The sequence below is a fragment of the Candidatus Halocynthiibacter alkanivorans genome (genome assembly GCF_003333265.1).
Classification (GTDB): Bacteria; Pseudomonadota; Alphaproteobacteria; order Rhodobacterales; family Rhodobacteraceae; genus Halocyntiibacter_A; species Halocyntiibacter_A alkanivorans.
Window position 1 is genome coordinate 1 of sequence record NZ_QOLB01000098.1, and the last position, 24,610, is coordinate 24,610.

The window sequence follows — 24,610 nt, forward strand, 5'->3', positions numbered from 1 at the left end:
CGGCCGGTGAAGTGGGTTTTAGGCCCAGTAACCCAAAGCCGCAAGCGCTAAATCACACAAAGATCCACTTTCCACCCAAAAACCTCGTAACCTTCTGAAAATAAACAATCTTAATCTTCAAATGACCACCAGGCCCGGCAGCAGAACCCCCACCAGAACAGAATCACACCGAACCACAACACCCGCAGGGTGACCTGGTGCAATACGAGGTCACCCCGGGCCCTGAGCCGCCGTTTTTCCGGAACAACAGAGTGGCCAAATCCGGCTTCAGCTGCAGGCGGTAGCGCCTGGACGCGGAATGCCCGCCGGGCGTGGCGTTGGCTTTGCAGGCGCCGGCGGCGGCACCGCACCGCAGCGCCACAGCTCAGGACGGCTCAGCCAGGTGGCCTGCATCCCAGCGTCTGGCGGTCCGGCGTCCGGCATCCCAGCGTCTGGCGGTCCGGTGTCCTGGTGTCCTTGTTCCCCGCTGTCCGGCAACTCCGCGCGCCCGGAGCACAGGGGCCGGGCGCGCATCGCCCCATCCGGTGCATCGGTCTGAACCGTGAAGCGGTGGGAGACAGAGCGCCTCGCTACCCCGTGGCCGACAGAAGGTCTGCCGCGGAAACGTCAGAGCCAAAGGCGGCGCAGGTGTCCTGCCAGCAGGTCTGCAACGTTGCCAGCGCTGCCAGCAACGCGGCGTCCTGCTCCGGAGAGGGGGCAGAAGGGCCGGCCTCCGAACGGGCGTCTGGCCCTGTGGTCGGCACTGTGGTCGGCACTGTGGCGGGCTCAGAAAAACTGGGCCGCTGTCCCGGCGGCACAAAAGGCCCGTTATCACTACTCCGCCCGGCGCGCTGCTCTGCGGTGGCCTGCAGACACCGTTCCACCGCACGCACCGCATGGACCAGCCGCGCGGCCCCCATTGTGCCCGCCGCGCCGGTTATATTGTGCAGTTCCACCGCCAGCGCCCGCGACACCTGCGCCGCTGCCCCTGTGGTCGCTGTGCCGCCTGTCGTCGTCACGTCTGTCGCAGCCGGATCGCGGAGCCGGCGCATCACCGCGTCCGTCTCCTCCAGAAACCGGGCGAGCGAGGCCTCAAAAACCCGGTCCCCGAGCACGTCACACAGCTCGGCCGCGTGATCCATGTCAATCAGCGGCAGCGCTTGCTCCGGAAACAGGATCTCCGCCACCACCTGATGCAGCTGGCGCCGCGACACCGGTTTGGTCAGCAGCGTGTTCATGCCGGCGGCGATGGCTTCGCCCTGACGCCCGGCGTCCACATGAGCGGTAAAGCCGATCACCGGCGTTGCGCGGCATATACCGCCCGCACGGATCGCCCGGCAGGCCGCCAGCCCGTCCATCACCGGCATGCTGAAATCCATGAAGATCAGATCAAAACGCTGCGCCCGGGCCTGATCCACACCGTCCTGACCGTTCACCGCCTCACACACCCGGGCGCCGGTTTCCAGCAACAGCTCGCGCAAGACCGTGCGGTTTATATGATTGTCTTCCACCACCAGAATCTGTTTTCCGGCCAGATCCGGACACTCTGCCATGGCCTCCGCTGTCTTGCCCCGGGGCTCGCTGACGGCCTCCGTGAGACCACAAGGCAGCCGCACCCAGAACGTGCTGCCGATCCCCGGCGTGCTGTCGACACCGATCTGCCCGCCCATCGCCAGCACCAGACGCCGGGCAATGCTGAGCCCGAGGCCGGTGCCTTCGGTTTCGCGCCCGTAGGAGGCGTCAACCCGGACAAAATCGTCAAACACCGCCTCGCATTTGTCCGGCGCAATGCCACAGCCGGTGTCGCTGATCTTCAGCAGCAGAACGGTGGTCTCAGCGCCGGTGTCTTTACAGCTGAGCGCAATGGTAACTTCGCCGCGCCAGGTGAATTTATGAGCGTTGCCCACCAGGTTGACCAACACCTGCCGCAGCCGTCCGGCGCGCCCGGTCACCTCCCGCGGCACCAGGTCATCAATGTTCAGAACCTGACTGTTGCCATTCGCCGACGCCAGCGGCAGCATATTATCTGCAACATTCCGGATCAGGGCCACCGGGTCAAACTGCTCGTCAGCAGCCCCTTCTGCGGCCGCTTCAATACTGGCGATCTGCAACACGTCGTTTACATGGCCCAGCAACTGTTCGCCGCAAGACCGGGCGATGCCCATGAACCGGGCCTGACCCTCAGACAGAGGTTCGCGGTCAATCAGGTCATGCGCCGCCATTAAGCCGTTTAGCGGTGTACGCATCTCATGGCTCATCACCGCAATAAAATCGGATTTGGCCTGTTCCGCCGCCAGCGCCTCATCGCGCGAGCGCAAAAGAGCCTTCTTGTCCTGCTCCCGCTCAGAAATGTCGCGGATGAAAAACACCACGACCGGTCCGGTTTCGGCCGTGGCCAGCGCCACCGACACTTCCACCGGGAATTCCTCACCACTGGAGCGCAGCGCCTTCAGTTGCAGCAGCCCGCCACCGCGCGGGTTGCGGTCATCGTGTCGGATCAGGCGGCGGATGCTGCGCTCATAGCGCTCCCGCTTGTGTTCCGGCATCACCAGCGGTCCGACCAGCTGGCCCAGAACCTCATCGCGCTTGTAGCCAAAGACCTCCTCGGCGGCGCCGTTATAATCGAGGATACACCCCTCTGCATCGGTCACCAGCACCGCATCAAGCGACGCCCCGATGGTGGTTTCCAGCCGCGCCCGCGCCTGGCTGGTGCGCTGCCCGGCGCGCAGCGCCGCACGATGGGTCAGAAGCAGCACCAAAAACGCTCCCACCAGCGCGACAGTCAGTACCAGTGCCAGTGAGGCGACCAGACGCAGCAGCTGGAACAACCCATCCCGGCGCGCATCCGCCACGACCGCAAACGCCCCGACGGCCCGCAACGCCAGCGACTGGGCATGCCCCCGTTGCTCTTCAATAATGGCTACAATTTCAGGCATGTCCCTGATGGTCGCCGCATCTTCCTGATCAATCAGCTGCGCCATGGCATCCATTTCACCACGCAAATGTTCCAGCCCGCGTTCCAGTTCTGTTGCCCCGGGCAATTTCGCCAGGACCGGCAGTTCAGAGAGGATACTGACCCGGGAAAAATAGATATTAAACCTCAGCCGGACCTGAGCCAGATCAACTGTCTCGCCAGCGACAAACGCATGAATGGCGTTAATCGCCCGCAGGTGCTCCACTTCAAGCTGCGAAAAAGAACGCTCTACGGAGTGGTAGTCCTCATCCTGCAGACGGTTCATCTCCGAGCGCACCCGCAGGCTCACCGTGATCAACGCTGAGACAACCGCCAGAACGATCAGCCCGAACGCAACATTCCGGATGGTGGTGAATCTCGTGGAAAAGGTCATAATACTTACCCGCACACGCTGTTTCCCTCAGGCTATACTGACTTAGTTAAACTAACACTTCCAGTTGTTTCAGAGCTGACAGCGCCAGGCCTGCTCTCCGGCAAACAGAGCCGCAGCACGCCAGATCCTCCCCACCGCCCCGTTCCTGCAGCACCGCAGCCGGCCGGGAGGAAGGCGGGGACGAGCGGCGGGGGAGGGCAGCGACTTGCGCAGCACCGGACCGCCGCGACACGCGGCAGCATCACGCGCGCCATGTTGCCCTGATACGGACATCAATACGGGCATCAATACGGCCATCAATACGGGCAGCTGTCCCGGCGAAAGTCGCCAGAACACCCCCGGATGCCATGCGGATGCCACGCTGATACCACGCGGAAAGCCGCCAATAAGCGCTGCTTTTTCCGGGCCCTGACAAAACGCGGTTGCAGATTTAACCCCAAACACACTCTATTCAGAGTAGCTTGCTATACTATCAGGTAGGATTCGCGGCGCTGTTGCGAACTTCCCGACCTCGGACCGGGGTTCTCGAACCGGAACATTGTTATTATTATTCAGGTGTCCGGGGCGGACCTTGTAGCGGAGATACAGATGAGAATTCTGATTGCGGATGACCATGCGATGGTGCTGGACATGATGGCTATGCTGCTGTCAGGAGAAAAAGACATCGAAGTCGTTCCCTGCAGCGATCTTCCCACCAGCGTCGCTCTGCTGAGCAGTTCCCCGCCCTTTGATCTGGTGTTGCTGGATTATAATATGCCGGGCATGAACGGGCTCGACGGGTTGCAGCTGGCGCGCGACGCCGCCCAGGGCTGTCCGGTCGCCATCATGTCCGGGGTTGCCCCGCGCTCCATCGCCCAGGAGGCGCTGGATGCCGGCGCCGCAGGGTTTATCCCCAAAACCATGCCCGCCACCTCGCTGATCAACGCCGTGCGCTTCATGATGTCCGGAGAACAATTCGCCCCGGTCTCGATGTTTGGTGAAGATGAGGACATCACTCTCAACCCGCTCGCCCGCGGGCTGAGCCCGCGCGAGCTTGAAGTGCTGGACGGGGTTTGCCGCGGCAACGCCAACAAAGAAATCGCCCATGAGCTTGATCTGCAGGAAGTGACCATCAAGCTGCATATGAAGAATCTCTGCCGCAAGCTCGACGCGAAAAACCGCACCCATGCGGCGATGATCGCACGCGACGCCGGATTGTTCTGAGCCACACCACGGCAGCTGGCAGGGCACCCACCGGCTTTGCCACATCGCTGCCCGCACGCCGGAGCAGCCGCCCCTTGCCCAGCCGTTGTTTGCACTTTGAATGGAGTGAGCTTGTCTATTGAGGGTGCCTTCAGCTCAACATACCACAATATGTGGCTGAGAGGCGGTATTTGCCTGTAACAATGTATCACTTGATAGATTTATCTCCGCGCGCAGGCCATGCTGCGCGGTCTCATCTGGTGTGAGTGTGATCTTCTCAATGAGCATGCCCAAATAGGTATGCGCTTCTTCCATGAGATCTTTTTCTGAGAGCAGATGCTCCATGTTCTTGAGTGCACGTTCGTATATTGTGCGAGCGTCTTCAGTCACTGTTTTGCCTCGTTGGATCTGCGCTTGCTTCTTGTTGATGCGGACAGTCAGGCTTGCAATCTCAGTCTCAAAAACCTCAGCCTTGGCTTTGAAGCTCGCATAAGGAGCGCCTTCGGCGACAGCCACCAGGATATTGTCCCGACCTGAGATCGCTTTTGCGAGCGCGGCCTCGAACCGCTTGAGTTCGACTTCCAACCGCCCGTCCGCAATCTTGTCGCGTTCGACTTTGAGCGCATCCTCGAAGCGTTCCAGAAGGCTTTCTGAGCGAAAGGTACTGCGCAGCGCGTCAAATACACGCGCCTCAATGCGCTTGCGCGAGATCGGGACCACGTTACTGCACGCGGACCTCTTTGCCTCGCGGCAGCGATAGCTGGTCCGGTTGGCAAAAACGTAAGGTGCGCCGCAACAGCCGCAGAACAAAAGACCTGAGAGCAAATAGGTTTTGCGACGAACCGCCCGCGCCGCTCTTGGTGTTGTTGCAGCTCTGCGTGCGAGTTCAGCCTGCACCGCCTCCCATAATTCCTGATTGATGATGCGCAACTCGGGGATAATCTGTTCGACGTAGTCCTGAGGGGTCGGTTTGATTTTTCTCTGTCCGGTTTCTGGATGATACGTGTGCGTGTTGCGACAGATACTGGCAATACCGATGTACAGCCGGTTGCGCAGGATCCCTTCCTGTCGAGTGGGATTGCCGCGTAAAGTCGAGCCATCCCAAGAACCGCCGTTTGGTGCTGGGATTCGATCTTCGTTGAGCCCTTCGGCGATAGCTTGTGCCGAGCGTCCTGATGAGAATTCAGAGAAGATCCGGCGCAGGATCTCGGCCTGCTCAGGGACGATCTCACGGTTCAGTCCCGTCTCCACGGTGCGCCTGCGATAACCGAAGGCACGAGTGTGCAAGCGCTGGCGCGTCACTGCGCCCTGCATGCCACGTCGGGTGTGATCCGCAATCTTCTGGCTGAACATCTGCGCGCCAAAACCTGCAAAGAGCACCTTCATGAAGTCCTGTGCCCCCTCCTGAACCGAATGGAGCTCGATGTTCTGGAACGTGAAGAGATCAAAGGTGCTTAGAGCGTCTTTCACTTTGCGTGTCAGCCGGTCGATAGCCTCAACCACAACAACATCAAAGTCCTGCGTGTTGGCCGCAGCTTTCATCGCTTGAAAGCCAGGGCGGCGCATGTCCTTGCCGGATTTTTCCCGATCCTCAAACACACGTACAATTGTCCAGCCTTGACTTGTGCAGAAACGCTCAGCCATTGCGATCTGGTCTTCGATCGACGTGGCTTTTTGCAAATCAGAGCTGTATCGGGCGTAGACTGCAACTCGTTTTGTCATGAGTGATCCTTTTCGGGAGAGTTGGAATTAGCCGCACCCTGCGCTGCACTGGCCCGCAACTCAGCCCGCGCCATTAACAAGAGCAATCCGTTGAGAGCGGCCTGCGTACGACAGGTGCTGCCCGGTGTGTCGTTTGCGGCCTGCAAGGTGATTGACTGTGTTGGATGGCGCATGTCGCGTTCCCTTTCCGGTGTCTGCCTTCATTGGCAGTCGGAACTTGGGATCGTCGGCAGTTTTGGAAAAAAGAGGTTTGTTTGGTAGGAACCGAAGACGTTTCGACGCGCCTTCGGTATAGTCATTCAGGACATGTCATGGCCGCGCAATGTCACGGCAACCTGCTCCATTCTGCGAAGACGCTCGAGCCGCAGGAGGGTTGCGTGCAACTCCTGAATAGGCCAGATCTTTTCCCGGAGCCTCTCAGCTTCTGCTGTTAAAACATGGTCGACATAGGCGCCTTCGACGCTATGCGGATCCGCAATAACCTGCACACGCCATCCTGCGTCAACCATGCCGTTCAGCAACTCCAAAACCTGCTCCAGCGCACCTATGTCTCGCGCAGAGAAAATCTTCTCTTGCGCCAACTGTGCGGCTAAGCGCCGTGCCGCCTCGGCAGATCTGCTATCGGTCCACTGGTCTTTAAGGCCGTCCAGCGCAGTATGAGCGCACGACGCGAGACATAGAACTTGATAGATTGTGGCATGGATCGGATCGTAGTCGAGGGTAGGTTCAGACATCGATCACCTCACGAGTGATCTTACGACCTTGGGTTCGGCGTTCAACTGTTACCGGCCGTGTCGCACCAGGCCCTCGTCTAACGCGACGCAACCGATCGCGATGCCAGCCAGCATCACGTTCGGCTGCAAGCAGGTTGCTGACACGGTGGGAGAGGCAGAGGGCCTCTTGCAGGTCGTGCATAATCTGATCGAGAGGTTCTGTCGTGCCTTCGCCAGGGTCCTGGAGACCAAGTCGCCGCAGCAGTGACGCTACGATTGAACGGAAGTGGTCATTCAGCAATCGACGCTGTTCGAGCGTTTCTCCGAGTTCGGCGATGTTTGCGTGCAAAGCACGATCTTCCCGAAGCTTAAGCTCCTGCAGAAATCGCATCGCATTGCGTGCAGCACGCAGTCCATTGGCCGTGAGTTCTTCGAGGTGGTCGAAATCGTCACGCGATTGTTCGGGGAAGAACAGCACAACACGGTGGTTGTTCTGCGTCGGGAAATTTGAGGGCATTGGAAACATGATTTGTCTTTCTTGATTGCAGACTGGTGTTTCCCGGGCCTCCCTTTGAAGGTCCGGAAACTGATCGGGCGATTAATTGAGATCAGGTGAGGCGCTTGCGGCGCGTATATTCGACGGCGACCGTTAGGGGCTTTGCTTTCCTGCGTCCGTAGATGCGGCGGCGCGCCCTATGTTCCGCGGCAATGTCAGCTTCAGCCTGCAGGCGCGCGCGCACTTGGTTCATGCGCTCGAACTCGGGGCCACTCAATGTGCCAAGCACTGGCGACTCGATCGCCTTGTTGCGAACGAAGTCGATATGATTAAGCGGCACGCTCACCTTGCGGTAGCAGATGAACCGGGTGGGCTGATGAAGACCCGCAGAGATCACCCGTGCAGGATTGATGATATCAACGCCGTAGCCGCGCGTCTTTTGATGGTAGGCCGATGTGCCGAAGGCCAAAGTGACATAGGGGAGGGACCCAATCACGCGCCTGTCGATGACAAGGCAGGGGCGTTTTTTTGGCTCCAGAACAGCTTCTGGGTCGCCCTCAACGGGAAATCGAAACGAGACGATATCGCCGCAGGTCAGGTGATCTTGCCACTCGGCGGTGAGCTTAGGGTTCGGGGAATAGGAATCGAGCATGGCAGCTCCTTTTTGATTGCGATGATGACGCGCAACTCGGCTTCCCTCTTCTCATTTGGTTCCGTAGGGTTCGGCCTGACTTGCGCGTCACAAGACGCGCGCAAGCAGGACCGAACTCTACGGGCAAACAGGCTTCGACTGATCTTGGGTGAGTGCTGAGAGGGCATCCCTCTTGGCCCCGCGTGGGAGCGCGAGCAGTTGGGGATTGGGGAAGAGTGCGGAACGACTTCCCCGGGCGCTATGGGGTCTTGGGGCCGTGCAGAACGGCGCCCCAAGTCTGTCGGAAGACGCCAGAAGGTGAAGGGGTGTGGCGAACAACCTCTTCTCGGCAGACAGCCTCCGCAGACAGCGCGGGGTTCGGGGCAGCGCCCCGACGAACGACAGCCAGAGCGGTTTCCAACGGAAACTGCGCGGGCTGATTAGTGAGTAATTTCACCCGCACAGCAAAGCCATGCGCAGCAAAAGGGGGCATTCAAACTTTCCGTGCACGCATGTTCCGCAAGGGACCCACTTCCCCTCCTCCAGATAGGAGGAAAGATCTCGTGGCATCAGACAAGCAGCACCCCGTGGTTTTACGCATGGCAGGAATGTTCCCCGCAGACCTCGCCAGCTATGAGGGTCACCGCACGCGCAAGGGCGGCGACCTCGGTCACATAGACACCGACAGATCACATCTCAATAGGTCCCTGATTGGTGAAACGAACTGGGCGCAGCAAGCCCGTGCCGAGATCGAGAACATGCGTGCCGAGAACTTTGCCTCCGAGCTCGAAAGTCTCAATCGTCGCCGTCGCAAAGGCGAGATGGCCAAGCGCATTGTCGAAGGTCCGAGAGATCCTTGGCGGGCGACCCGTCACGGCCCGTTGCGGGAGGTGATCCTGACCGCCCACCACGATTGGTTCGCCACGACCGACACCGATTCGATCGAAGATCTCTTTGGAGAATCCCGTCAGGATCGGTTCGAGCAGGCAGCGGTCGCGTGGCTGCAGCAGACGTTTGGCGACGACGTGATCCATGCCCGCGCCGATCTGGATGAGACCACCTATCATATCCACGCCATCGTGATGCCGCGGGCGCAGACCAAGGACGGTCGCAAAATGCTGCAACCCTCCAAGCATGCCGCCATCAAGGATTACGAGGCGGCGCAAGACAGTATTGGTGAATGGTTTGCAGACCTTGGTTTGACACGCGGGAAAAAGCGAAAACAGGCACTTAGAGACGCCGTGCAGCACAATCTGGCGCAACAAGAGGTCGGAAGCATGAAGGATGCAGACCAGCCAGAATCTCCCGAACACATCGAGCATGTTAGTCCCCGCCAATGGCGAGAGAAACAGGAGCGCCAGCTGGTCGCGCGCGGACAGAGCGTTGCGCAAAGAGAAGACGACGCCAGCGCAGTGCTGAAAACTGCAGACGCAGTGGCAAAAGGCGATCCCCAAATACTGGAAACGTTGGCTAAGGCCAAGGACGCATCACTCGCCACAAGCCTGTTCAAAAAGGCTCTGTTGGTCTTGCGCGCCAGGGCACGCAAGGAAGCTCGGAAAGAACTGCGCAAGGAGTTCGATGAGATCAAAGCCGCCGATGATGCCATCGTTGCTGTGGCCGCGTCTCTTCCTGAGCGGGCTCGACGAGACATCATAAAGGCCCGCACCTCTATTGCGCTACGCATCACCAGGCTCAAGTCGTTCATCGGTAAATGGCAAGATCCGAAGCAACACAACGACCCTGACCGGTGAATGGATCAAACCAAACAAACTTTTTTTGGGGATCTACAATAGATACCACTTCCATTTTGTCGACAGCGCCCGAAGCGGGACACAGGTCGGCACTCACCGGGCAATGCCCACAACAATATCTTGCGCCAAAAGGATATCCTATGACGCTAACTACTCTTTCGCCGGCCCAACAACGGGCCATCAACCAAGTCATTGGCATCGGCCAGGCTCAGGAGGCCAATGAGGCCGACATCCGCCGCGCCTTTGCCAACACGTTGCCTGCGTTCTTTGACGCTTTGTCAGAGGACGAAGACATGCTTCGCAAGGTGTTTATTCTTTTTGAAACGGTTGCCAAGCGCGGCGATGCCAAGAAGATGAGCAACCATCCTCTCCGCCCTCACGGTATTGACGCTGACATCGACCGTGCCCTCGCTGCAAAACGCAGCAAGGGGAGCACGCCAGCCAAGCAAGGCTCCGCAGACTAAATAGCATCCAGAAACAGGAAAAGGCGCGGCCCAGGTCGCGCCTTTTCCGTTGCAATCCATGAGGGAAAAAGTCCTAGAAATGCCCCTAGCGGCAACAAGCGTCGATGATCGCAACGTCACAGATCGAGCACGCCTGCGCCTTTCGATTGTCTGCATCTACGACGCGAAATTGCATCAAAACCACTGAAAACAGCATGAAATCCTCCGCACGATGTTTCTCCAAAGACCAGTTTCTTGCCTGGCAGCGTTGCCAATGTCCTTCATCGAGGCGCCATTGGGGCCGGTATTTCCTCGCCCATTGGCGAGAGGCGTGGATGTCGGAATGCATTTGTTGATGCAGCTAGAGTAAAAAATCACCCAGATCGTCATCGTCTTCCAGTGTTTCCGGTACCGGATCGGCCATGCCTCCGAACAACCGCTGATGCAGGGCGCGCTCTGGTTCTGTAGTGTAGTAGGCCGTGATCCACTGCAATGCACTGGCATCTATACCGACAATGTCAGAGCTCCCGTCTGCCACAATCAAGCTCTCCAGGTCCTGTAACATGACCTCGCCATCCTGAATTGTCTGGCGCGCCGCTTGACACGCCTCCATAAGCGCAGCCACTCCCTCTGACAGATGGTGCCGGGTCTCGTGTAATTCTCGGGTCAAATCCCGCAGGCTGCCTTGGGCGACCCCTGCATTTTCCAGGCTGTTCGCAAGCTGCTTGATCTTCTCTTCCAACTTGGACCTATCAACCCGGGAAAGAACGTCATTGATGTTAAGAAGTGCCGCGGCACTTTCCGTCATTCTCTGTCCGCATTTTTTTCCGACACTTTGGATTTCAGCAGTCAGCACGTAAGATGCGCTTTTGTTTGATGACGATTTCGCCGCTATCAGTGACCCGTTGATCGCAGTATATTTTAGTGTCTGAGCCAGAGGCTCAAATTTTGATATGGTATCATTGACCTGCGCCGCGACGGCATGTGCATCCTCAATATGCTGGAACGCCGACAACAATTCGCGGCGGGAGGTTTCGATCACCTGGGTGTTCAGCGCCACTGCCGAGGCACTTGCCTGCAACCACTCTCCGAACTCATCACTGGTGTCCTTTTCGGACAGCAACTCAGCGGATTGGGACGTGGCCCTCAGCAGAGCATCCAATGTCGTAGCCGAGGCTTCCCGTTCAACATGAGTATCGTCTCTAAGAGCCTTCATCTGCAGCGATGCGACAGCAAACACCAAGTGGCTTGGGGTTTCCGGATGCTGGTCTGCACCTTCGATGAAACGCTGGGCATTCTGCACACGCTGAACAAAAGCATCCGCGAACTGTAGGCGTGGCACCAGCCGTGAGATCTGCATGGCAGTGTCGCACGAGACTTGGCGCGCGGCCTGACCGAGGGCAGACATCTGAGTATCGCGCGCCTGCTTAAGGACTGCGATGCTGTCCGCCAAGCTGGTCATTTCTTCGACCTGCTGTGTCAAACTAAAAGCGGTTTCATGCAGAGTTTGATAGGCTTCGGAAATCTTGGGCTGGATTGGTTCCACGTGCTGCCTGGCAGTTTTGGTTGTCTCATCAAGGGTGCCCACCAGAGCTACGAGGTCGGCAGCAAATGCGTTTGAATCGATACTGGCATTGGACGGATCGGCCGTGTCGATCTTGATCATCATCGCGATGAATTTGAGCTCATTCATGTGGCGTATGGCGCCATTGAGATGCTCAACAAGCTCCTGTGCAGACAAACCCTCCAATTCATTGGCGGAGTCCTGAACCGATCCTCTGGCTCCGGCCAGCAGCCCAGTGGTTTCAGATTGTGAGCCTGTCGTCTCGATCTGACCCAACAAGTCGTGAAGCGTGTCAGACGCTGAGGTGATCATGTCCGAGGCTGCACGTACGGATCGCAGGCGTGAAAGGATGCGCGCAGATTCAGCAACAGCAAAGTCGATCACGCCGTCAACTTGCCTCCATGTTTTCAACCCGTCCAGCATCATCACTCACCTCAAACCTTAGGCATCACCACAACTATAAGTTACAGGGATAAGTATGCTGCCAATCCTAACAAGATAAAAACTGCCCCTCATAACTTGTCAATAAAGTCAGTACCTTTTTAGCGAACACGCCTGAACTCAAATGAAAATTTGGACCCCGATAAACCAATTATTCAGAGTGTTCCGCATAAAGCGTCAAAACGACACCAACTTAAGCGCTAGTCAAAATTGGTGGCAACCTGAATTATCGGAGATCCTTTTGACCGACCGCATAGTAAAAACGACAGATTTCATCATTCCTGCAAACCTTTGGCCTGGTGATGCGCAAGAGATGCGCACCCAACTCGTGCAATGGCTGTCAGAGCAGGGATTATCCCCAGAAATTGACCTGGGTGACGAGACCGCTGTTCCAACTGTGTCAGCTCTTCAGCTTATTGTTGCGGTAACCCGCCGGATCAGTGCCCCTCCCATCGCAATCGGAAAGAACGCGTACGCGGCTCTCGCCCGTCTCGCCGAACCCCAGCAGATGGAATGGCAAGCACAGTGACCAAGACCGTACTTTGCGTGGATGACTCTGCTAGTTCCCGAGCTTTGATGGCTTGCGCGCTGAAGCCTCACGGGTACACCGTGGTGCAGGCCGTGGATGGAACCGATGGGCTTGGCAAGATGGGCGCGCATAAAATTGATCTGGTGATCTCTGATCTGAACATGCCCAAGATGAACGGTATCGAGATGATCCAGGCGATCCGGGACGATAACCGGTTCGACGGAGTCCCGATCATTCTTATGACCGCCGAAGGTCAGAAGGACGAGTTGCATAAATACAAGGTAGTCGGCATAACAGGGTGGATATCCAAGCCGTTCAAACTGCGGGAAATCTGCAGTTTAGCTAAAAAGCTGATCGGATAGAGCCTGGCCAGCCCCACTCCGCCCGATTCAGAATTCAGACCGCGGGTCAGGACCCTGGCTGCCTTTGCGCCGCGCTGAGGATCATATACGCAGAAAGTCCCGGTCTTCGCTCTTGATCATCATTGCGATGAACTTAAGCTTTCATGTGGCGCATGGCGCCGTTGAGGTCCTCAGCAAGCACCTGCGCATTCAGGTCCTTCCATTCACTGGCCGAGTCCTGGACCGCCCGTCTGGCGTCCGCCAGCAGCCCAGTGGTTTTCGGTTGAGAGCCTGTCGCCTCGATTTGACCCAATAAGCCGTGAAGCCTGTCAGACGCAGAGGTGATCATGTCCGAGGCTGCACGTAGGGATCGCAGGCGTGAAAAGATGCGAGCAGATTCAGCAACAGCAAAGCCGATCACTCCGTCAACTTGTGTCCACGACTCTGATCTGTGGATCATCATAACATGCCTACGCCTCTTACATCACCACAACCATAGGGCATCTGACAGCGCTAACAGGTCGGAAACTTGTTTTTCCAAATCGTCAACGAAAACAGTCACTTTTCCGTGACGCCGCCCAAAATCACAATCTGCACAGGTCCATGTATGCAAATTATTTATATTTTCGGTGCATACCGGCACAACGTTAGCCTGAAATAGCGGAGATCCTTTTGACCAATCGAAATTTGGAAACAGCAGAATTTATCATTCCCGCAGACCTTTGGCCTGGCGATGCGCAAAAGATGCGCGCTGAATTGGTGCAATGGCTGTCTGAACAGACCTCAACCCCTATTGTCGAGCTTGGCGCGGAAGTCGATGACCCAACGGTTTCGGCCCTTCAGCTTATTGTTGCTGCAACGCGCCGGATCAGCGGGCCACCTGCCGTACCGGGCAATATTGCGTCGACCGCTCTCGCCCGTCTCGCCGAACCCCAGCATATTGAATCGGAAGCACGATGACCAAAACTGTACTCAGTGTGGATGACTCTGCCAGCATTCGCGAGATGATGGCCTTTGCGCTGGAACCGCGCGGCTATCGGGTGGTGCAAGCCGAAGATGGTGTTGACGGGTTCAATAAGATGGCCGCCAACAAGATCGATCTGGTGATCACCGATCTAAACATGCCCAAAATGAACGGCATCGAGATGACGCGCGCCATTCGCGCAGATGCCCGCTTTGATGGCGTGCCAATTGTTCTGCTGACCACCGAAGGGCAACGCGAAAAAATGCTCGAAGGCAAGTCCGCCGGTGCGGTCGGCTGGATCGTCAAGCCTTTCGACGAACAGAAAATCTGCGGCATCGTCAAGAAAATGATCGGATAGAAAATGGGTAGCCCGGAAAGTACATTTATTCAGGAAGCCAAGGATCACCTCCAGATTCTGGAGGAAGTGTTGCTGGAGCTGGAGAATACTCCGGACAACAGCGAGCATGTCGACGCGGCTTTTCGGGCACTGCACACTCTCAAAGGGTCCGGTTCCATGTTCGGATTTGGCGAACTGGCGGGTTTCACCCATCACTTTGAGGATGCATTTGACCAGTTGCGCGAAGGCCGGGCGAAAGTTTCCCCCGAGTTGATTGCTGTGTCTCTGGATTCACGGGATCACTTGGCCAGCCTGCTGGATCTGGGTCCGGACACCGAGGCCCCCGACGCGCTGCGGGCAGTTGGAGACGTCCTGTTGGCCCGTCTCGCCAAGCTGAAGGGTACGCCCATAAAAGGCACGGCTGAAGGCGCTCATGAGGTCCCTGCCCCGGTATCGGAAGTTGCTGATCAAAATGTGCCGAGCCGCTGGTTCATCTCATTTTCTCCCGAACCTGCGGCACTAAAAAACGGCTTTCGACCCGATTTACTGTGGGACGAGCTCGCCCAACTGGGCGACTTGCAACTGACTTGTTTCGACGACCGAATCCCAGCGCTCGAGGATCTGGAAACCGGCGAATGTTACCTCCGATGGGAGATGGAACTGAACGCAAATGTCCCACGGGATCGGATCGAAGATGTGTTCATCTTTTGCATGGATGCCGAGATCACTATTAAGACTCTGGACGAGGAGGCCGCAGTGGAGGATCTGAACCCGGCCCAAGGCGTCGACGATCCGACAAAAACGCCAGACAAAGCAGCCACCACCCCGGCGACCGCGACGAAATCCGAGTCGGTGCGCGTCGATGCCCGCCGCCTGGACGATCTGATGGATCAACTCGGCGAATTGGTGATTGCACAGGCGCGCCTAAAAAGTATTTCCGACACGTTGGACGATCCTCGACTGGAAACCACGGTCGAAGAAATTGATACACTGGTTACTGGGCTACGCGATACTACCCTTTCGATCCGCATGCTGCCAGTCTCGATGGTGTTCAGCAAGTTCCGCCGGGTGATCCGGGACCTCTCGGTCGAGTTGGACAAACCCGCCCAGCTGATCACCGAAGGCGGCGAGACCGAGGTCGACAAGAATATCATTGATTGCCTGACCGAACCTTTGGTGCACATGATCCGCAACTCGGTTGATCACGGCGTCGAGGATGCGGCCACGCGCAAAGCTGCCGGTAAACCTGACATGGCCACAATCCACCTCTCGGCCAGCCAGTCTGGCGGCGAGGTGCTGATTTCAATCAAGGATGACGGTGGCGGCCTGAACGCCGATGCTATCCGTGTGCGCGCAATCGAGCGCGGCATGATTTCCGAGGATCAGGAGGTCAGCACCGAGGCGCTGTATCAGCTGATTTTTGAGCCGGGATTTTCCACCGCCCAGAACCTGTCCAGCGTGTCGGGCCGTGGTGTGGGAATGGATGCTGTGCGCCGGGTGGTTGATGATCTGCGTGGATCGATCGATGTAAAATCGACCCCAGGTCAGGGCACCGAGGTGATATTGCGACTGCCGCTGACCCTGGCGATCATCGACGGATTGCTGGTGGATGTGGACGGCGACAAATTCGTCTTGCCCCTGTCTAGCGTCGAGGAATGTGTCGATCTACCCGAAAGCGAGAACCAGCGCGAGGATGGCCGCACCATCCTGCGGATCCGCGATCAGCTGGTGCCCTATCTCAGCCTGGACAATCTGTTTGGCTACACTCCCAGCGCCGTGGAAAGACGCCGCGTTGCCATCGTCAAGGCTGACGGCCAGCGCGTCGGGCTGGTTGTCGATGATGTGTTGGGACAGCTGCAAACGGTGATCAAACCGCTCAGCCCGTTCCATCGCTCGGTCGAAGAACTGGCCGGGGCCACCATCCTTGGGGATGGATCCATTGCTCTGGTGCTGGACGTCAACGCGCTGGTGCGCCGAGCCTCCAGCACCCTGATCGCAGCCTGAGGACATATGTGATGACCCTACAAACAGAATCCCGCCCCACGGCGCAGATCCATCAGCTGAACCCGCAGTCATCTAAAACCGAAACGCTGCTGACATTTCGATTGGCCGAACAGCTGTTTGGTGTCGCTGTTGAGCGGGTGACCGAGATTATTGATCCGCAACGAACCGCGCGAGTGCCCAATGCCAATCCACTGGCGCCGACTCTGATTAACGTCCGTGGTTCAGTTGTGCCGGTACTGGACTTGCGCAACCGGCTGGGCATGAAGCCCGCCGAACAATCGCCCACCAGCCGAATGCTGGTCATCGACATCACTCTGAACGGCGAGCCCTGCAAACTGGCAGTGATGGCGGACGCCGTCGAAGACGTCATCGAGGCGGTGGTCGACGATCTGGAAACTGTTCCTGAACTGGGCATTCGCTGGCCTGCTGGCTGCTTTCGCGGAGTCTCCAAACGGCAGGATCAACTTGTCATTCTGCTGGACGCTGACACCGTCTTTGCCCTGCCAGTTCATTAATCAACCCATCCACTAACCAACCACTCAACCCCCAAACGGAGCCCAAACCATGTCTCTTGGTAAATTATCAATCGGTCGAAAGTTCGGCCTCACCTTCGCCGCCCTGGTGCTCATTTCGGTGGTGATGTCGGTGGTATCCTTCATCTCTCTGCGCCAGATCAAAGAGCTGGACGGCTGGACCGATCACACGCACGTGGTGCTTGAGCACGCGAATACTATGCTGGCCGCCGTGGTGGATCAGGAAACCGGCATGCGCGGATTTCTGGTGTCGGGGGACGAGGGTTTTCTTGAGCCGTACATCGGTGGCCAAGAGGTCTTTCAGAACCAGTTGGCCTTTCTGCTGGAAACTACGTCTGACAATCCGGCTCAGCAGGAACGCCTAAAGCGCGTCGGTGCCGCCGAAGCAAAATGGCGCGAAACAATTGCCGAGCCACAGATCGCGCTGATGCGCGTCTTTTCCACCCGTGAACAGGCACGGGCATCCGAGGCATCGGGTGCTGGTAAAGCGCTGATGGATTCGATCCGCGCAGCCCAGGGTGAATTTATCGAGGCTGAAGCTGCCCTGCTGGTTGTACGCAGCGCGGCCAAGGAAGCGGCCACCAGTTTTGCCAATTCGGTGGTCATCTTCGGCTCATTGTCGCTGGTTCTGTTTGCCACCATCACCGGCTATTTGCTGACCCGCAGCATCAGTGCAGGCCTCACCTCGGCTGTGAACATCGTCAACGAGGTTGCCCGTGGCAATCTGGAGGTAAACGCAAAATCGGACCGAGGTGACGAGCTCGGCACACTGCTCAATGCGATGGACACTATGGTTATCGATCTTCAGGGCATGAGCTTTGCCGCCGAAAGGATCGCCGATGGAGATCTGAGCAGCGATGTCAAGCAGCGCTCGGACGACGATCGTCTAGCCTTGGCGCTGAACTCGATGCTGATCAACCTGCGGGACGTCATCACCAACGCCAACACCAGCTCTGCCAATGTTTCGTCAGCGGCCGAGCAGATGAGCACCACCTCGGAAGAGTTGAGCGCTGGCGCCAGCAGGCAGGCAGCAGCGGCCGAGCAGGCCTCAGCCTCAATCGAGGAGATGTCCGCTAATATCAGCCAGACCGCCGATAATGCCGGTCAGACTGAAAAGATCGCATCCCAGTCGGCCGCAGATGCCAAAACCAGTGGTGAAGCGGTTGCAAAGGCCGTGACGGCGATGAAGACGATTGCTGACAAGATCAACATCATTCAGGAAATCGCCCGTCAAACCGATCTGCTGGCCCTGAATGCCGCCGTTGAGGCCGCGCGTGCCGGAGAGCATGGCAAGGGCTTTGCTGTTGTCGCCTCGGAGGTGCGCAAACTGGCGGAACGCAGCCAGACGGCTGCTGCAGAAATCAGCCAGCTGTCGAATGAGACCGTGCAAGTCTCCAGTGAGGCCGGTGACATGCTGGAAACTTTGGTGCCAAACATTCAGCACACCGCTGATCTGGTGCAGGAAATCAGCGCCGCCACCCGCGAACAGAACGTCGGTGCCGAGCAGATCAACAAGGCGATCCGCGAACTTGACAATGTGATCCAGCAGAACGCGTCGTCGGCCCAGCAATCAGCCACCACCAGCCATCAGCTGGCGGGACAGGCGAACGAACTGGCCGAGGTGATTAGCTACTTCCGCGTTGAAGATCGCCGCGGTCGGGCACCGGCAAACACCCGGCAGGTGGAAAATCGCGGCAAGACCTCCCCTGCCCCGGCAAGCGCCCCGCGCAAAGCCGTCAAAGGTGTCAAGCTTGACCTGACCTCTGAAGATGAGTTGGACATGGAGTTTGAACGCCATGCTAGCTGATAGCGCTCTGGAGGCGGCATCCACACACCTGGATGCCGCCGAAAACTTGGATGTTCTGGATGACGCCTCGGCTGCCTATCTGACCTTTGACCTGGATGGCCAGACCTTTGCAGTTGCCGTTCAATGCGTGCGTGAAATCCTCGATCCGCAGCCGGTCACCCGACTGCCCAACTCGTCGCACGATTTACTGGGTGTGATCGATGTGCGCGGGATAAGTGTACCCATTGTCGACTTGACAGCTCACCTTGGCATTGGCGTCTCCGAGCAAGGGCCGGATACCCGGGTGATTGTCTTTGAACTGGAGCGCTCGGATGGTGAATCCCGTCCGCTCGGCATCCTTGCCGAAAGGGTTCGGGATGTCAGCCGCCTCACAGCGGGCGACATTGAAAAGGCTCCGGAGGTTTCTGATGGTGGGGTCGGCAATGACGTTATCATTGGGCTGTGCCGACGCGATGGGTCGCTGATCGTCGTGATCGATCTGGCCCGAGTGTTTGCGGACCAGCCCCTACCGGGATTTTAACTTATGCAGCGGGCTTTCATGGTTGATCAGAATGGCCCGCCGCAACTGCGGGTCGACCAAGTTCCGGCGCTGGCTGCGGTTGCGTTTGCAGAAGCAGGCCTGCGGTTTGATGAAGAAAAGCTGGATTTTCTCCAGGCGCGCCTGGGGCAGCGTGTCCTGCACAGCCGGGCGGGCAGCTTCAGGTCATATATCGACCTGATTGAGCGGGATGACGAAGAACGTCAGCACTTTGTCGAAGCCCTGACCGTGCATACAACCAGTTTTTTCCGCGAAGATGCGCAATACAATTGGCTACGAGACTTTGGGCTACCTGAGCTGACGCAGCACAAAAACGACATTATGCTCTGGAGTGCCGCCTGCTCAACTGGCCAGGAGGGGTGGACGGGCCTGATGGTTGCCGAAGCCTACCGTACTGCAAGCGGGCAAAACTTCACCTGCCGTCTGATCGGGACTGATATTTCGACAGCAGTGCTGGCCCAGGCAGCGCGGGCGGTCTATTGCCAGCAGGATATGGACAGCGTCTCTGCCAGCCATCGCAACGCCTTTTTCTTGCAGGCACGCAACCGAGACGGGCGCTGCCGGATTATTCCGGAACTGCGCAGCCGCGCCGAATGGCAGAGGGGAAACCTGGTCTCTGGCATGGGACTGTCTGGCATCAAAGCCGATGTCGCATTTTTGCGCAACGTATTGATTTATTTTAATTCTGAAACCAAGACCAAAGTCATTAACCGAGTGGTCGACGGAATTCGCCCCGGCGGTTTCTTATTGACCGGGCACAGCGAAACCGGGTTCAAACATCCTGATCTCACCGCTGTGCAGCCCTCAATATATCAAAAGGCGTGTGGATCATGAGCAAGACTAAGAAACGGGTTCTGATTGTCGATGACAGCGCCGCTGTCCGCCAAGTTATGTCTGAGATTGTGAACGCGGATGACCGTATGGAGGTCATGGCCACCGCAGGTGACCCATTCCAGGCCTCCGAGCGTATGCAGAGGGAAGTGCCTGATGTGATTGTGCTGGATATCGAAATGCCGCGCATGGATGGGCTGACCTTTCTACGTCGCCTGATGGCGCAGCGGCCGATCCCGGTTGTGGTCTGTTCAACATTGGTTGGCGCGGGAACCAAAACGCTGGACGCGGTGGTCAGTGCGGGTGCGGTTGAAGTGATTGAGAAGCCGACACTGGGGACCCGGCAAAAGCTCTTGGACAGTCGTATACAAATTCAGGATGCCATCCTGGGCGCCGCGCATGCCCGCGTCGACCGGCGGAAAGAGTTCCAGGTGCGAGCGAATTTGAGCGCGGACGCGGTGCTACCACCACCGTCAGGGCGGGCAATGCTTAAAACCACTGACAAGATTGTGGTTATTGGGGCATCCACCGGCGGCACCGAGGCGCTGTCCAGGGTTCTTGAAAGCCTACCGGCCTATGCTCCACCCATCGTGATCGTGCAGCATATGCCCGAGGCGTTTACCTCGGCCTTTGCGCAGCGACTGAACAGTGTGTGCAAGATCACGGTCAAAGAGGCCCGCGATGGCGACAGCGTGCTGCGCGGTCACGCGCTGATCGCCCCTGGAGGGCGCCATACGCTGCTGACCCGCAGCGGCGCGAATTACAGAGTTGAGGTCCGAGACGGCCCCTTGGTCCACCGCCACCGCCCCTCAGTGGATGTGCTGTTTCGCTCCGCGGCCCGGGTCGCTGGTGCCAATGGTGTTGGCTTTATTCTGACGGGTATGGGCAACGACGGGGCGCATGGGCTCAAAGAAATGCTCGATACCGGTGCTACCACATATGGCCAGTCCGAAAAGAGCTGCGTTGTTTATGGCATGCCTGCAGAGGCGAAAAAAATGGGCGCGGTTCAGACCGAAGTGGATCTATCCGAGGTCGCAGGAATCGTGGCCGCTGTGGATCGTTAGGTTTGCCAGTCACCCAACCCGTGCGACGGTGCAAGCGTCAACAGGCTTTCAACGAGGCCAATCACCAGCCGGAGTGTTAAGCGAAGCAGCAGCATCAGCGTCAGATAAGTCTGTATCTATGCATCGCTAAATATCGACCAACGCTTCGTTTGCCATTGTGAGTCGCGCGCCAACCCATCCCGAAATCGGACCAGATCGTAAGCGATCCGCGTGAACTTTACGGCTGAGCCCCATTACAAATAGAGAGATTACCAGAGCATCGTTATGGGATCGCCAGTTCGTGGCTCCGCGGAATGGGTCTGCTCATGCGATTTGGGTAACGTTTTGGAAACCGCCGTAAATCCCTCCTGGCATATTGTGCGACAAAGTCCCTCGGCAGGGCCCCACGCATTAAACTTCCGACGCGGCTCTCACAGAAGGACGGCATCAAACGCCTTTGTTGCCGAGTATTTCTTGCACCTTTTCTAGCAACTCCGTACGGCGATACGGTTTATTGACCAAGTTCACATCTCGGTCCAATTTGCCATGATGAATGACGGTATTTTCGGCGTAGCCGGTGGTGTAAAGGACCATGATGTCTGGTTGCATGCGTCTGGCCTCTTTGGCTATCTCCGCACCGTTCATGCCGCCAGGCAAGACTACATCGGTGAACAGAAGGTCAAAAGGCTGACCAGCTTTCAAGTGGCCAATAGCTTCTTCGCCATTTCCGGCTTCTACTACCTCGTAACCCTGGCCAACAAGAATGGCTACTGAGATTTTACGAACACCTGCTTCATCCTCAACAACAAGGATGCGTTCCGATCCCTGTGTATGTTCCAATACATCCTCTTTGGCGTCTGTTTCGGTGGCCTGGTCCTGGGAGCGAGGCAAATAGAGTTTAACCGAAGTGCCGTGACCAATCTCACTGGAGATTGTGAGGTGCCCCTTGGACTGTTTGACGAACCCGAAAACCATGCTGAGGCCAAGGCCGCTGCCCTTGCCCACTTCTTTGGTCGTGAAGAAGGGCTCAAACACTTTCTCCAGCACGTCAGGCGGTATTCCAGTGCCAGTGTCGCTCACTGCGACCTCTACGTAATCCCCGGGCGTCACTTCCTCGTGCTGCTCTGCAAAGATCTTATCCAAGGTGACGTTGGCGGTCTCGATGGTCAGCATCCCGCCTTGAGGCATGGCGTCTCGAGCGTTCAAAGCCAAATTGACCAAGGCATTCTCGAACTGGTGCATATCAATCATCGCTGGCCAGAGGTCCGCTGTTTTTCCTACCGATAATTCGACTGTCGCCCCCAGGGCCCTTTGAAGCATGTCGTGGAGGCCGCCGATCAGCTCGCGGACATCAGCCGCAATGGGAACCAACGTCGATTGACGGGAGAAAGCCAACAACCTACTCGTCAAAGATGATCCTCGAAGTACAGCTTCCTTGATCGTCTCAATAAACTTCTTCGCTTCCTTGTCTTCACCGGCCATATCCTCAAGCAACTCAGCATTGCCGAGCATGACGGCTAATAGGTTGTTGAAGTCGTGGGCCACACCGCCGGTCAATTGACCAACCGCTTCCATGCGTTGGGCATGGCGGAGTTGAGTTTCAAGTTGCTTGCGGTCTGATATGTCAATAATAAAAACAATGTATTCGTCAGGGTTTTCTTTGTATTTCGATCCACCAATAATAATGGGAATGCGACGGCCTTCTTTGTGAAAGTACTCTTTTTCAAATGCCGTCCAAAACCCTTTTTCCGCTGCTTCTTCCATTGCTTTCATATCAAGGTGTAAAAACTCTGGCGGTGTCCACTTGGTCCAGTCCAGTGTTCCATCAAGTAAGTCTTGCCGTGAATACCCCAGCATCGCCAATATTGTATCGTTGGCTTCAATAATATCACCCGTAGCATTCGACTGAATTATTCCAATAAATTTGGAATCTTTCCACTTCTTGAATAGCTTGGCATAGGTCTTGATCTCCTCTTCTGACTGTTTTCGTTCGGTGATGTCCACGCACGTGCCAATGAGCTGCTGGGGTCGCCCTTGGTTATCGCAGAGCAATATCGCCCGCGCGTGAACATGGCGTACTTCATTGTCGCGCACGAGAATTCTATATTCGATGTCGTATTCAGTGCCCTTACTGAGTGTGAGGCTGATCGTCTCTGTGACTCGCACCAGGTCATCAGAATGAATACTAGCGAGAAAATCCGCCTCCATAGTGCCCTGATACGTACCCATTTTTAGCCCCCAAATGTCGTGCATTCGATTGTCCCAAAAATGAGAGCCATCTTGGATGTTCCAATAAAAGGTACCTATTTGCCCAGATTCCAGAGACAATTTCAGACGCTGGTCGCTCTCAGTCAATGACTCTTCAGCCTGTTTCCGTTCGGATATTTCCCGTTCAAGGTGCTGGGTACGTTCCAGTACCAATTGTTCAAGGTTTCCCTTTTGCTCTTCCAAACTAATTTGCGCTTCAATCAACGCCCTATGCATCCAGGAAAGACCAGTGATGCAGACGCTAATAAACATGAGAAACCCGACTGCAGAAAAGACCCAAGAAGTGGGCGCGGCCGCATATCGGGCAGTGTCCAATTCGAAAGGTATCCACCCCACGTTCATACTAACGCCTACCGCGCCTATCATCGCCAGAGAAAGGCCCGCCATCGCCCAGCCAATACGGGAGCCGAACAACAAAGTTGTGAGTACCGTCGTCATCAACAAAGCCGGGACCCCCAAACCAATGAGGCCGAATGTCATAAGGCCCCCGAGACACCCCACAAGAAACATGGAAATCAGAATCCAGGCGCGAACTGGAAAAGGGAGCCGATGGCGAAAGACGGTAACGCCGGTAAGGGACAGCCAAAGGACAAGGTGGACGGCCATCACCGGTTGCCAGCCAATCGAGATGCTACGCAGCAGAGAAACCGGGATAAGCACCAAGCCGACAATCGAAAAGGCAATCAATGCCGAATTGACGATTTTGTCGCGGGCGTGATGGATAGCTTCGAGTTGCCCGGCCATTGCTCTGTTATCCATCATTGCAACACCTGATCCATTGATCATTACATTGCGCTGACAATTCCCCCGACGGACCACCGAGATTGGAAAACTGAGCGCAAAGAAGGTGAGCCAAGCACGAACTGCCAGTCTCTCTCATCGCGCTCGCGGTCAGGCTTCGAGGATTGTCAATCTCCTTTCGACGAGACAAACCCAAACGCGATGTCCCTGTTCCCCAAGCGAAACGCCTTCTTCTGCATGTTGTGGCCGTTTTGAGCTCCAAGCAAGCCTTCTGTGTAATACCAAATCGCCCAGATTCTGACTCGTGTTTTGCGGGTTTCTCTTTGGGTTTGTTTGTGATTCCCTTTTGGAATAATCGACACTCTTTGTGGAGGGGATCATGGTTGGCATTGAGTTACGGGGAGA

General features: G+C 57.0%; 21 protein-coding genes. 13 read left to right on the plus strand and 8 right to left on the minus strand.

What is annotated here, in order from left to right; genetic code table 11:
• Positions 1-569: 569 nt before the first annotated feature.
• A complete protein-coding gene (locus tag DWA01_RS12125) occupies positions 570-3,326 on the minus strand; it encodes an ATP-binding protein (RefSeq protein ID WP_114286103.1) in 2,757 nt (918 codons plus the stop codon).
• A 588-nt stretch (positions 3,327-3,914) separates the two neighbouring features.
• On the opposite strand from DWA01_RS12125, the gene DWA01_RS12130 reads away from it, so the two are divergent.
• A complete protein-coding gene (locus DWA01_RS12130; RefSeq protein WP_114286104.1) occupies positions 3,915-4,529 on the plus strand; it encodes a response regulator transcription factor in 615 nt (204 codons plus the stop codon).
• A 135-nt stretch (positions 4,530-4,664) separates the two neighbouring features.
• Here the strand turns inward: DWA01_RS12130 and DWA01_RS12135 are convergent, their stop codons facing one another.
• The 4 genes from DWA01_RS12135 to DWA01_RS22960 form a co-directional block, all read right to left on the minus strand.
• Positions 4,665-6,230: a recombinase family protein gene (locus DWA01_RS12135; RefSeq protein WP_114286105.1), complete on the minus strand. Its 1,566-nt coding sequence runs from the start codon at positions 6,228-6,230 to the stop codon at positions 4,665-4,667.
• 299 nt (positions 6,231-6,529) lie between these two features.
• Complete coding sequence (locus DWA01_RS12140) at positions 6,530-6,964, minus strand: hypothetical protein (protein WP_114286106.1); 435 nt, start codon at positions 6,962-6,964, stop codon at positions 6,530-6,532.
• On the minus strand, positions 6,957-7,469 hold the full coding sequence (locus DWA01_RS22955) for a hypothetical protein (protein ID WP_136057734.1): 513 nt from the start codon (positions 7,467-7,469) through the stop codon (positions 6,957-6,959). The genes DWA01_RS12140 and DWA01_RS22955 overlap by 8 nt, the downstream gene beginning before the upstream one ends.
• An 82-nt stretch (positions 7,470-7,551) precedes the next feature.
• The gene (locus DWA01_RS22960; protein ID WP_136057735.1) at positions 7,552-8,091 is read right to left on the minus strand and encodes a hypothetical protein; all 540 of its coding nucleotides are present in this window, start codon (positions 8,089-8,091) and stop codon (positions 7,552-7,554) included.
• A gap of 542 nt (positions 8,092-8,633) precedes the next feature.
• On the opposite strand from DWA01_RS22960, the gene DWA01_RS12155 reads away from it, so the two are divergent.
• Together DWA01_RS12155 and DWA01_RS12160 are read left to right on the plus strand one after the other, a co-directional pair.
• Positions 8,634-9,821: a plasmid recombination protein gene (locus DWA01_RS12155; protein ID WP_160116035.1), complete on the plus strand. Its 1,188-nt coding sequence runs from the start codon at positions 8,634-8,636 to the stop codon at positions 9,819-9,821.
• 140 nt (positions 9,822-9,961) lie between these two features.
• A complete protein-coding gene (locus DWA01_RS12160) occupies positions 9,962-10,285 on the plus strand; it encodes a hypothetical protein (RefSeq protein WP_114286110.1) in 324 nt (107 codons plus the stop codon).
• A gap of 340 nt (positions 10,286-10,625) precedes the next feature.
• Here DWA01_RS12160 and DWA01_RS12165 read toward each other — a convergent pair whose 3' ends face one another.
• Positions 10,626-12,251, minus strand: a complete 1,626-nt coding sequence (locus DWA01_RS12165) for a hypothetical protein (RefSeq protein ID WP_136057737.1) — start codon at positions 12,249-12,251, stop codon at positions 10,626-10,628.
• A 142-nt stretch (positions 12,252-12,393) separates the two neighbouring features.
• On the opposite strand from DWA01_RS12165, the gene DWA01_RS12170 reads away from it, so the two are divergent.
• Both DWA01_RS12170 and DWA01_RS12175 read left to right on the plus strand, forming a co-directional pair.
• On the plus strand, positions 12,394-12,798 hold the full coding sequence (locus tag DWA01_RS12170) for a hypothetical protein (protein WP_114286112.1): 405 nt from the start codon (positions 12,394-12,396) through the stop codon (positions 12,796-12,798).
• The gene (locus DWA01_RS12175) at positions 12,795-13,160 is read left to right on the plus strand and encodes a response regulator (protein WP_160116036.1); all 366 of its coding nucleotides are present in this window, start codon (positions 12,795-12,797) and stop codon (positions 13,158-13,160) included. The genes DWA01_RS12170 and DWA01_RS12175 overlap by 4 nt, the downstream gene beginning before the upstream one ends.
• Before the next feature lie 133 nt (positions 13,161-13,293).
• Here the strand turns inward: DWA01_RS12175 and DWA01_RS22965 are convergent, their stop codons facing one another.
• A complete protein-coding gene (locus DWA01_RS22965) occupies positions 13,294-13,599 on the minus strand; it encodes a hypothetical protein (RefSeq protein ID WP_160116037.1) in 306 nt (101 codons plus the stop codon).
• A 212-nt stretch (positions 13,600-13,811) separates the two neighbouring features.
• On the opposite strand from DWA01_RS22965, the gene DWA01_RS12185 reads away from it, so the two are divergent.
• The 8 genes from DWA01_RS12185 to DWA01_RS12220 are packed head-to-tail and all read left to right on the plus strand — an operon-like array spanning position 13,812 to position 21,217.
• Complete coding sequence (locus DWA01_RS12185; RefSeq protein WP_136057739.1) at positions 13,812-14,099, plus strand: hypothetical protein; 288 nt, start codon at positions 13,812-13,814, stop codon at positions 14,097-14,099.
• The gene (locus DWA01_RS12190; protein ID WP_114286116.1) at positions 14,096-14,461 is read left to right on the plus strand and encodes a response regulator; all 366 of its coding nucleotides are present in this window, start codon (positions 14,096-14,098) and stop codon (positions 14,459-14,461) included. Before DWA01_RS12185 ends, DWA01_RS12190 begins: the two co-directional genes overlap by 4 nt.
• A gap of 3 nt (positions 14,462-14,464) precedes the next feature.
• Complete coding sequence (locus DWA01_RS12195; protein ID WP_114286117.1) at positions 14,465-16,444, plus strand: chemotaxis protein CheA; 1,980 nt, start codon at positions 14,465-14,467, stop codon at positions 16,442-16,444.
• Between the two features lie 11 nt (positions 16,445-16,455).
• A complete protein-coding gene (locus DWA01_RS12200) occupies positions 16,456-16,959 on the plus strand; it encodes a chemotaxis protein CheW (protein ID WP_114286118.1) in 504 nt (167 codons plus the stop codon).
• 49 nt (positions 16,960-17,008) lie between these two features.
• Positions 17,009-18,784, plus strand: coding sequence for a methyl-accepting chemotaxis protein (locus DWA01_RS12205; protein WP_114286119.1), 1,776 nt, complete (start codon positions 17,009-17,011; stop codon positions 18,782-18,784).
• Complete coding sequence (locus DWA01_RS12210; RefSeq protein WP_235008536.1) at positions 18,774-19,304, plus strand: chemotaxis protein CheW; 531 nt, start codon at positions 18,774-18,776, stop codon at positions 19,302-19,304. The genes DWA01_RS12205 and DWA01_RS12210 overlap by 11 nt, the downstream gene beginning before the upstream one ends.
• 18 nt (positions 19,305-19,322) lie before the next feature.
• The gene (locus tag DWA01_RS12215) at positions 19,323-20,156 is read left to right on the plus strand and encodes a CheR family methyltransferase (protein ID WP_160116039.1); all 834 of its coding nucleotides are present in this window, start codon (positions 19,323-19,325) and stop codon (positions 20,154-20,156) included.
• Positions 20,153-21,217, plus strand: coding sequence for a protein-glutamate methylesterase/protein-glutamine glutaminase (locus tag DWA01_RS12220; RefSeq protein WP_114286122.1), 1,065 nt, complete (start codon positions 20,153-20,155; stop codon positions 21,215-21,217). Before DWA01_RS12215 ends, DWA01_RS12220 begins: the two co-directional genes overlap by 4 nt.
• A 426-nt stretch (positions 21,218-21,643) precedes the next feature.
• Here DWA01_RS12220 and DWA01_RS12225 read toward each other — a convergent pair whose 3' ends face one another.
• Positions 21,644-24,250, minus strand: coding sequence for a PAS domain-containing protein (locus DWA01_RS12225; RefSeq protein ID WP_114286123.1), 2,607 nt, complete (start codon positions 24,248-24,250; stop codon positions 21,644-21,646).
• Positions 24,251-24,610: the final 360 nt, after the last annotated feature.

Excerpts from the sequence above, each read along its gene's own strand:
- DWA01_RS12160 (WP_114286110.1), top strand. The coding sequence starts at position 9,962 with ATGACGCTAACTACTCTTTCGCCGGCCCAACAACGGGCCATCAACCAA.
- DWA01_RS12210 (WP_235008536.1), top strand. The coding sequence starts at position 18,774 with ATGCTAGCTGATAGCGCTCTGGAGGCGGCATCCACACACCTGGATGCC.
- DWA01_RS22965 (WP_160116037.1), bottom strand. The coding sequence starts at position 13,599 with ATGATCCACAGATCAGAGTCGTGGACACAAGTTGACGGAGTGATCGGC.
- DWA01_RS12140 (WP_114286106.1), bottom strand. The coding sequence starts at position 6,964 with ATGTCTGAACCTACCCTCGACTACGATCCGATCCATGCCACAATCTAT.
- DWA01_RS12130 (WP_114286104.1), top strand. The coding sequence starts at position 3,915 with ATGAGAATTCTGATTGCGGATGACCATGCGATGGTGCTGGACATGATG.
- DWA01_RS12205 (WP_114286119.1), top strand. The coding sequence starts at position 17,009 with ATGTCTCTTGGTAAATTATCAATCGGTCGAAAGTTCGGCCTCACCTTC.
- DWA01_RS12125 (WP_114286103.1), bottom strand. The coding sequence starts at position 3,326 with ATGACCTTTTCCACGAGATTCACCACCATCCGGAATGTTGCGTTCGGG.
- DWA01_RS12135 (WP_114286105.1), bottom strand. The coding sequence starts at position 6,230 with ATGACAAAACGAGTTGCAGTCTACGCCCGATACAGCTCTGATTTGCAA.
- DWA01_RS22955 (WP_136057734.1), bottom strand. The coding sequence starts at position 7,469 with ATGTTTCCAATGCCCTCAAATTTCCCGACGCAGAACAACCACCGTGTT.
- DWA01_RS12165 (WP_136057737.1), bottom strand. The coding sequence starts at position 12,251 with ATGCTGGACGGGTTGAAAACATGGAGGCAAGTTGACGGCGTGATCGAC.
- DWA01_RS12215 (WP_160116039.1), top strand. The coding sequence starts at position 19,323 with ATGGTTGATCAGAATGGCCCGCCGCAACTGCGGGTCGACCAAGTTCCG.
- DWA01_RS12190 (WP_114286116.1), top strand. The coding sequence starts at position 14,096 with ATGACCAAAACTGTACTCAGTGTGGATGACTCTGCCAGCATTCGCGAG.
- DWA01_RS12200 (WP_114286118.1), top strand. The coding sequence starts at position 16,456 with ATGACCCTACAAACAGAATCCCGCCCCACGGCGCAGATCCATCAGCTG.
- DWA01_RS12195 (WP_114286117.1), top strand. The coding sequence starts at position 14,465 with ATGGGTAGCCCGGAAAGTACATTTATTCAGGAAGCCAAGGATCACCTC.
- DWA01_RS12225 (WP_114286123.1), bottom strand. The coding sequence starts at position 24,250 with ATGATCAATGGATCAGGTGTTGCAATGATGGATAACAGAGCAATGGCC.
- DWA01_RS12170 (WP_114286112.1), top strand. The coding sequence starts at position 12,394 with ATGAAAATTTGGACCCCGATAAACCAATTATTCAGAGTGTTCCGCATA.
- DWA01_RS12220 (WP_114286122.1), top strand. The coding sequence starts at position 20,153 with ATGAGCAAGACTAAGAAACGGGTTCTGATTGTCGATGACAGCGCCGCT.
- DWA01_RS22960 (WP_136057735.1), bottom strand. The coding sequence starts at position 8,091 with ATGCTCGATTCCTATTCCCCGAACCCTAAGCTCACCGCCGAGTGGCAA.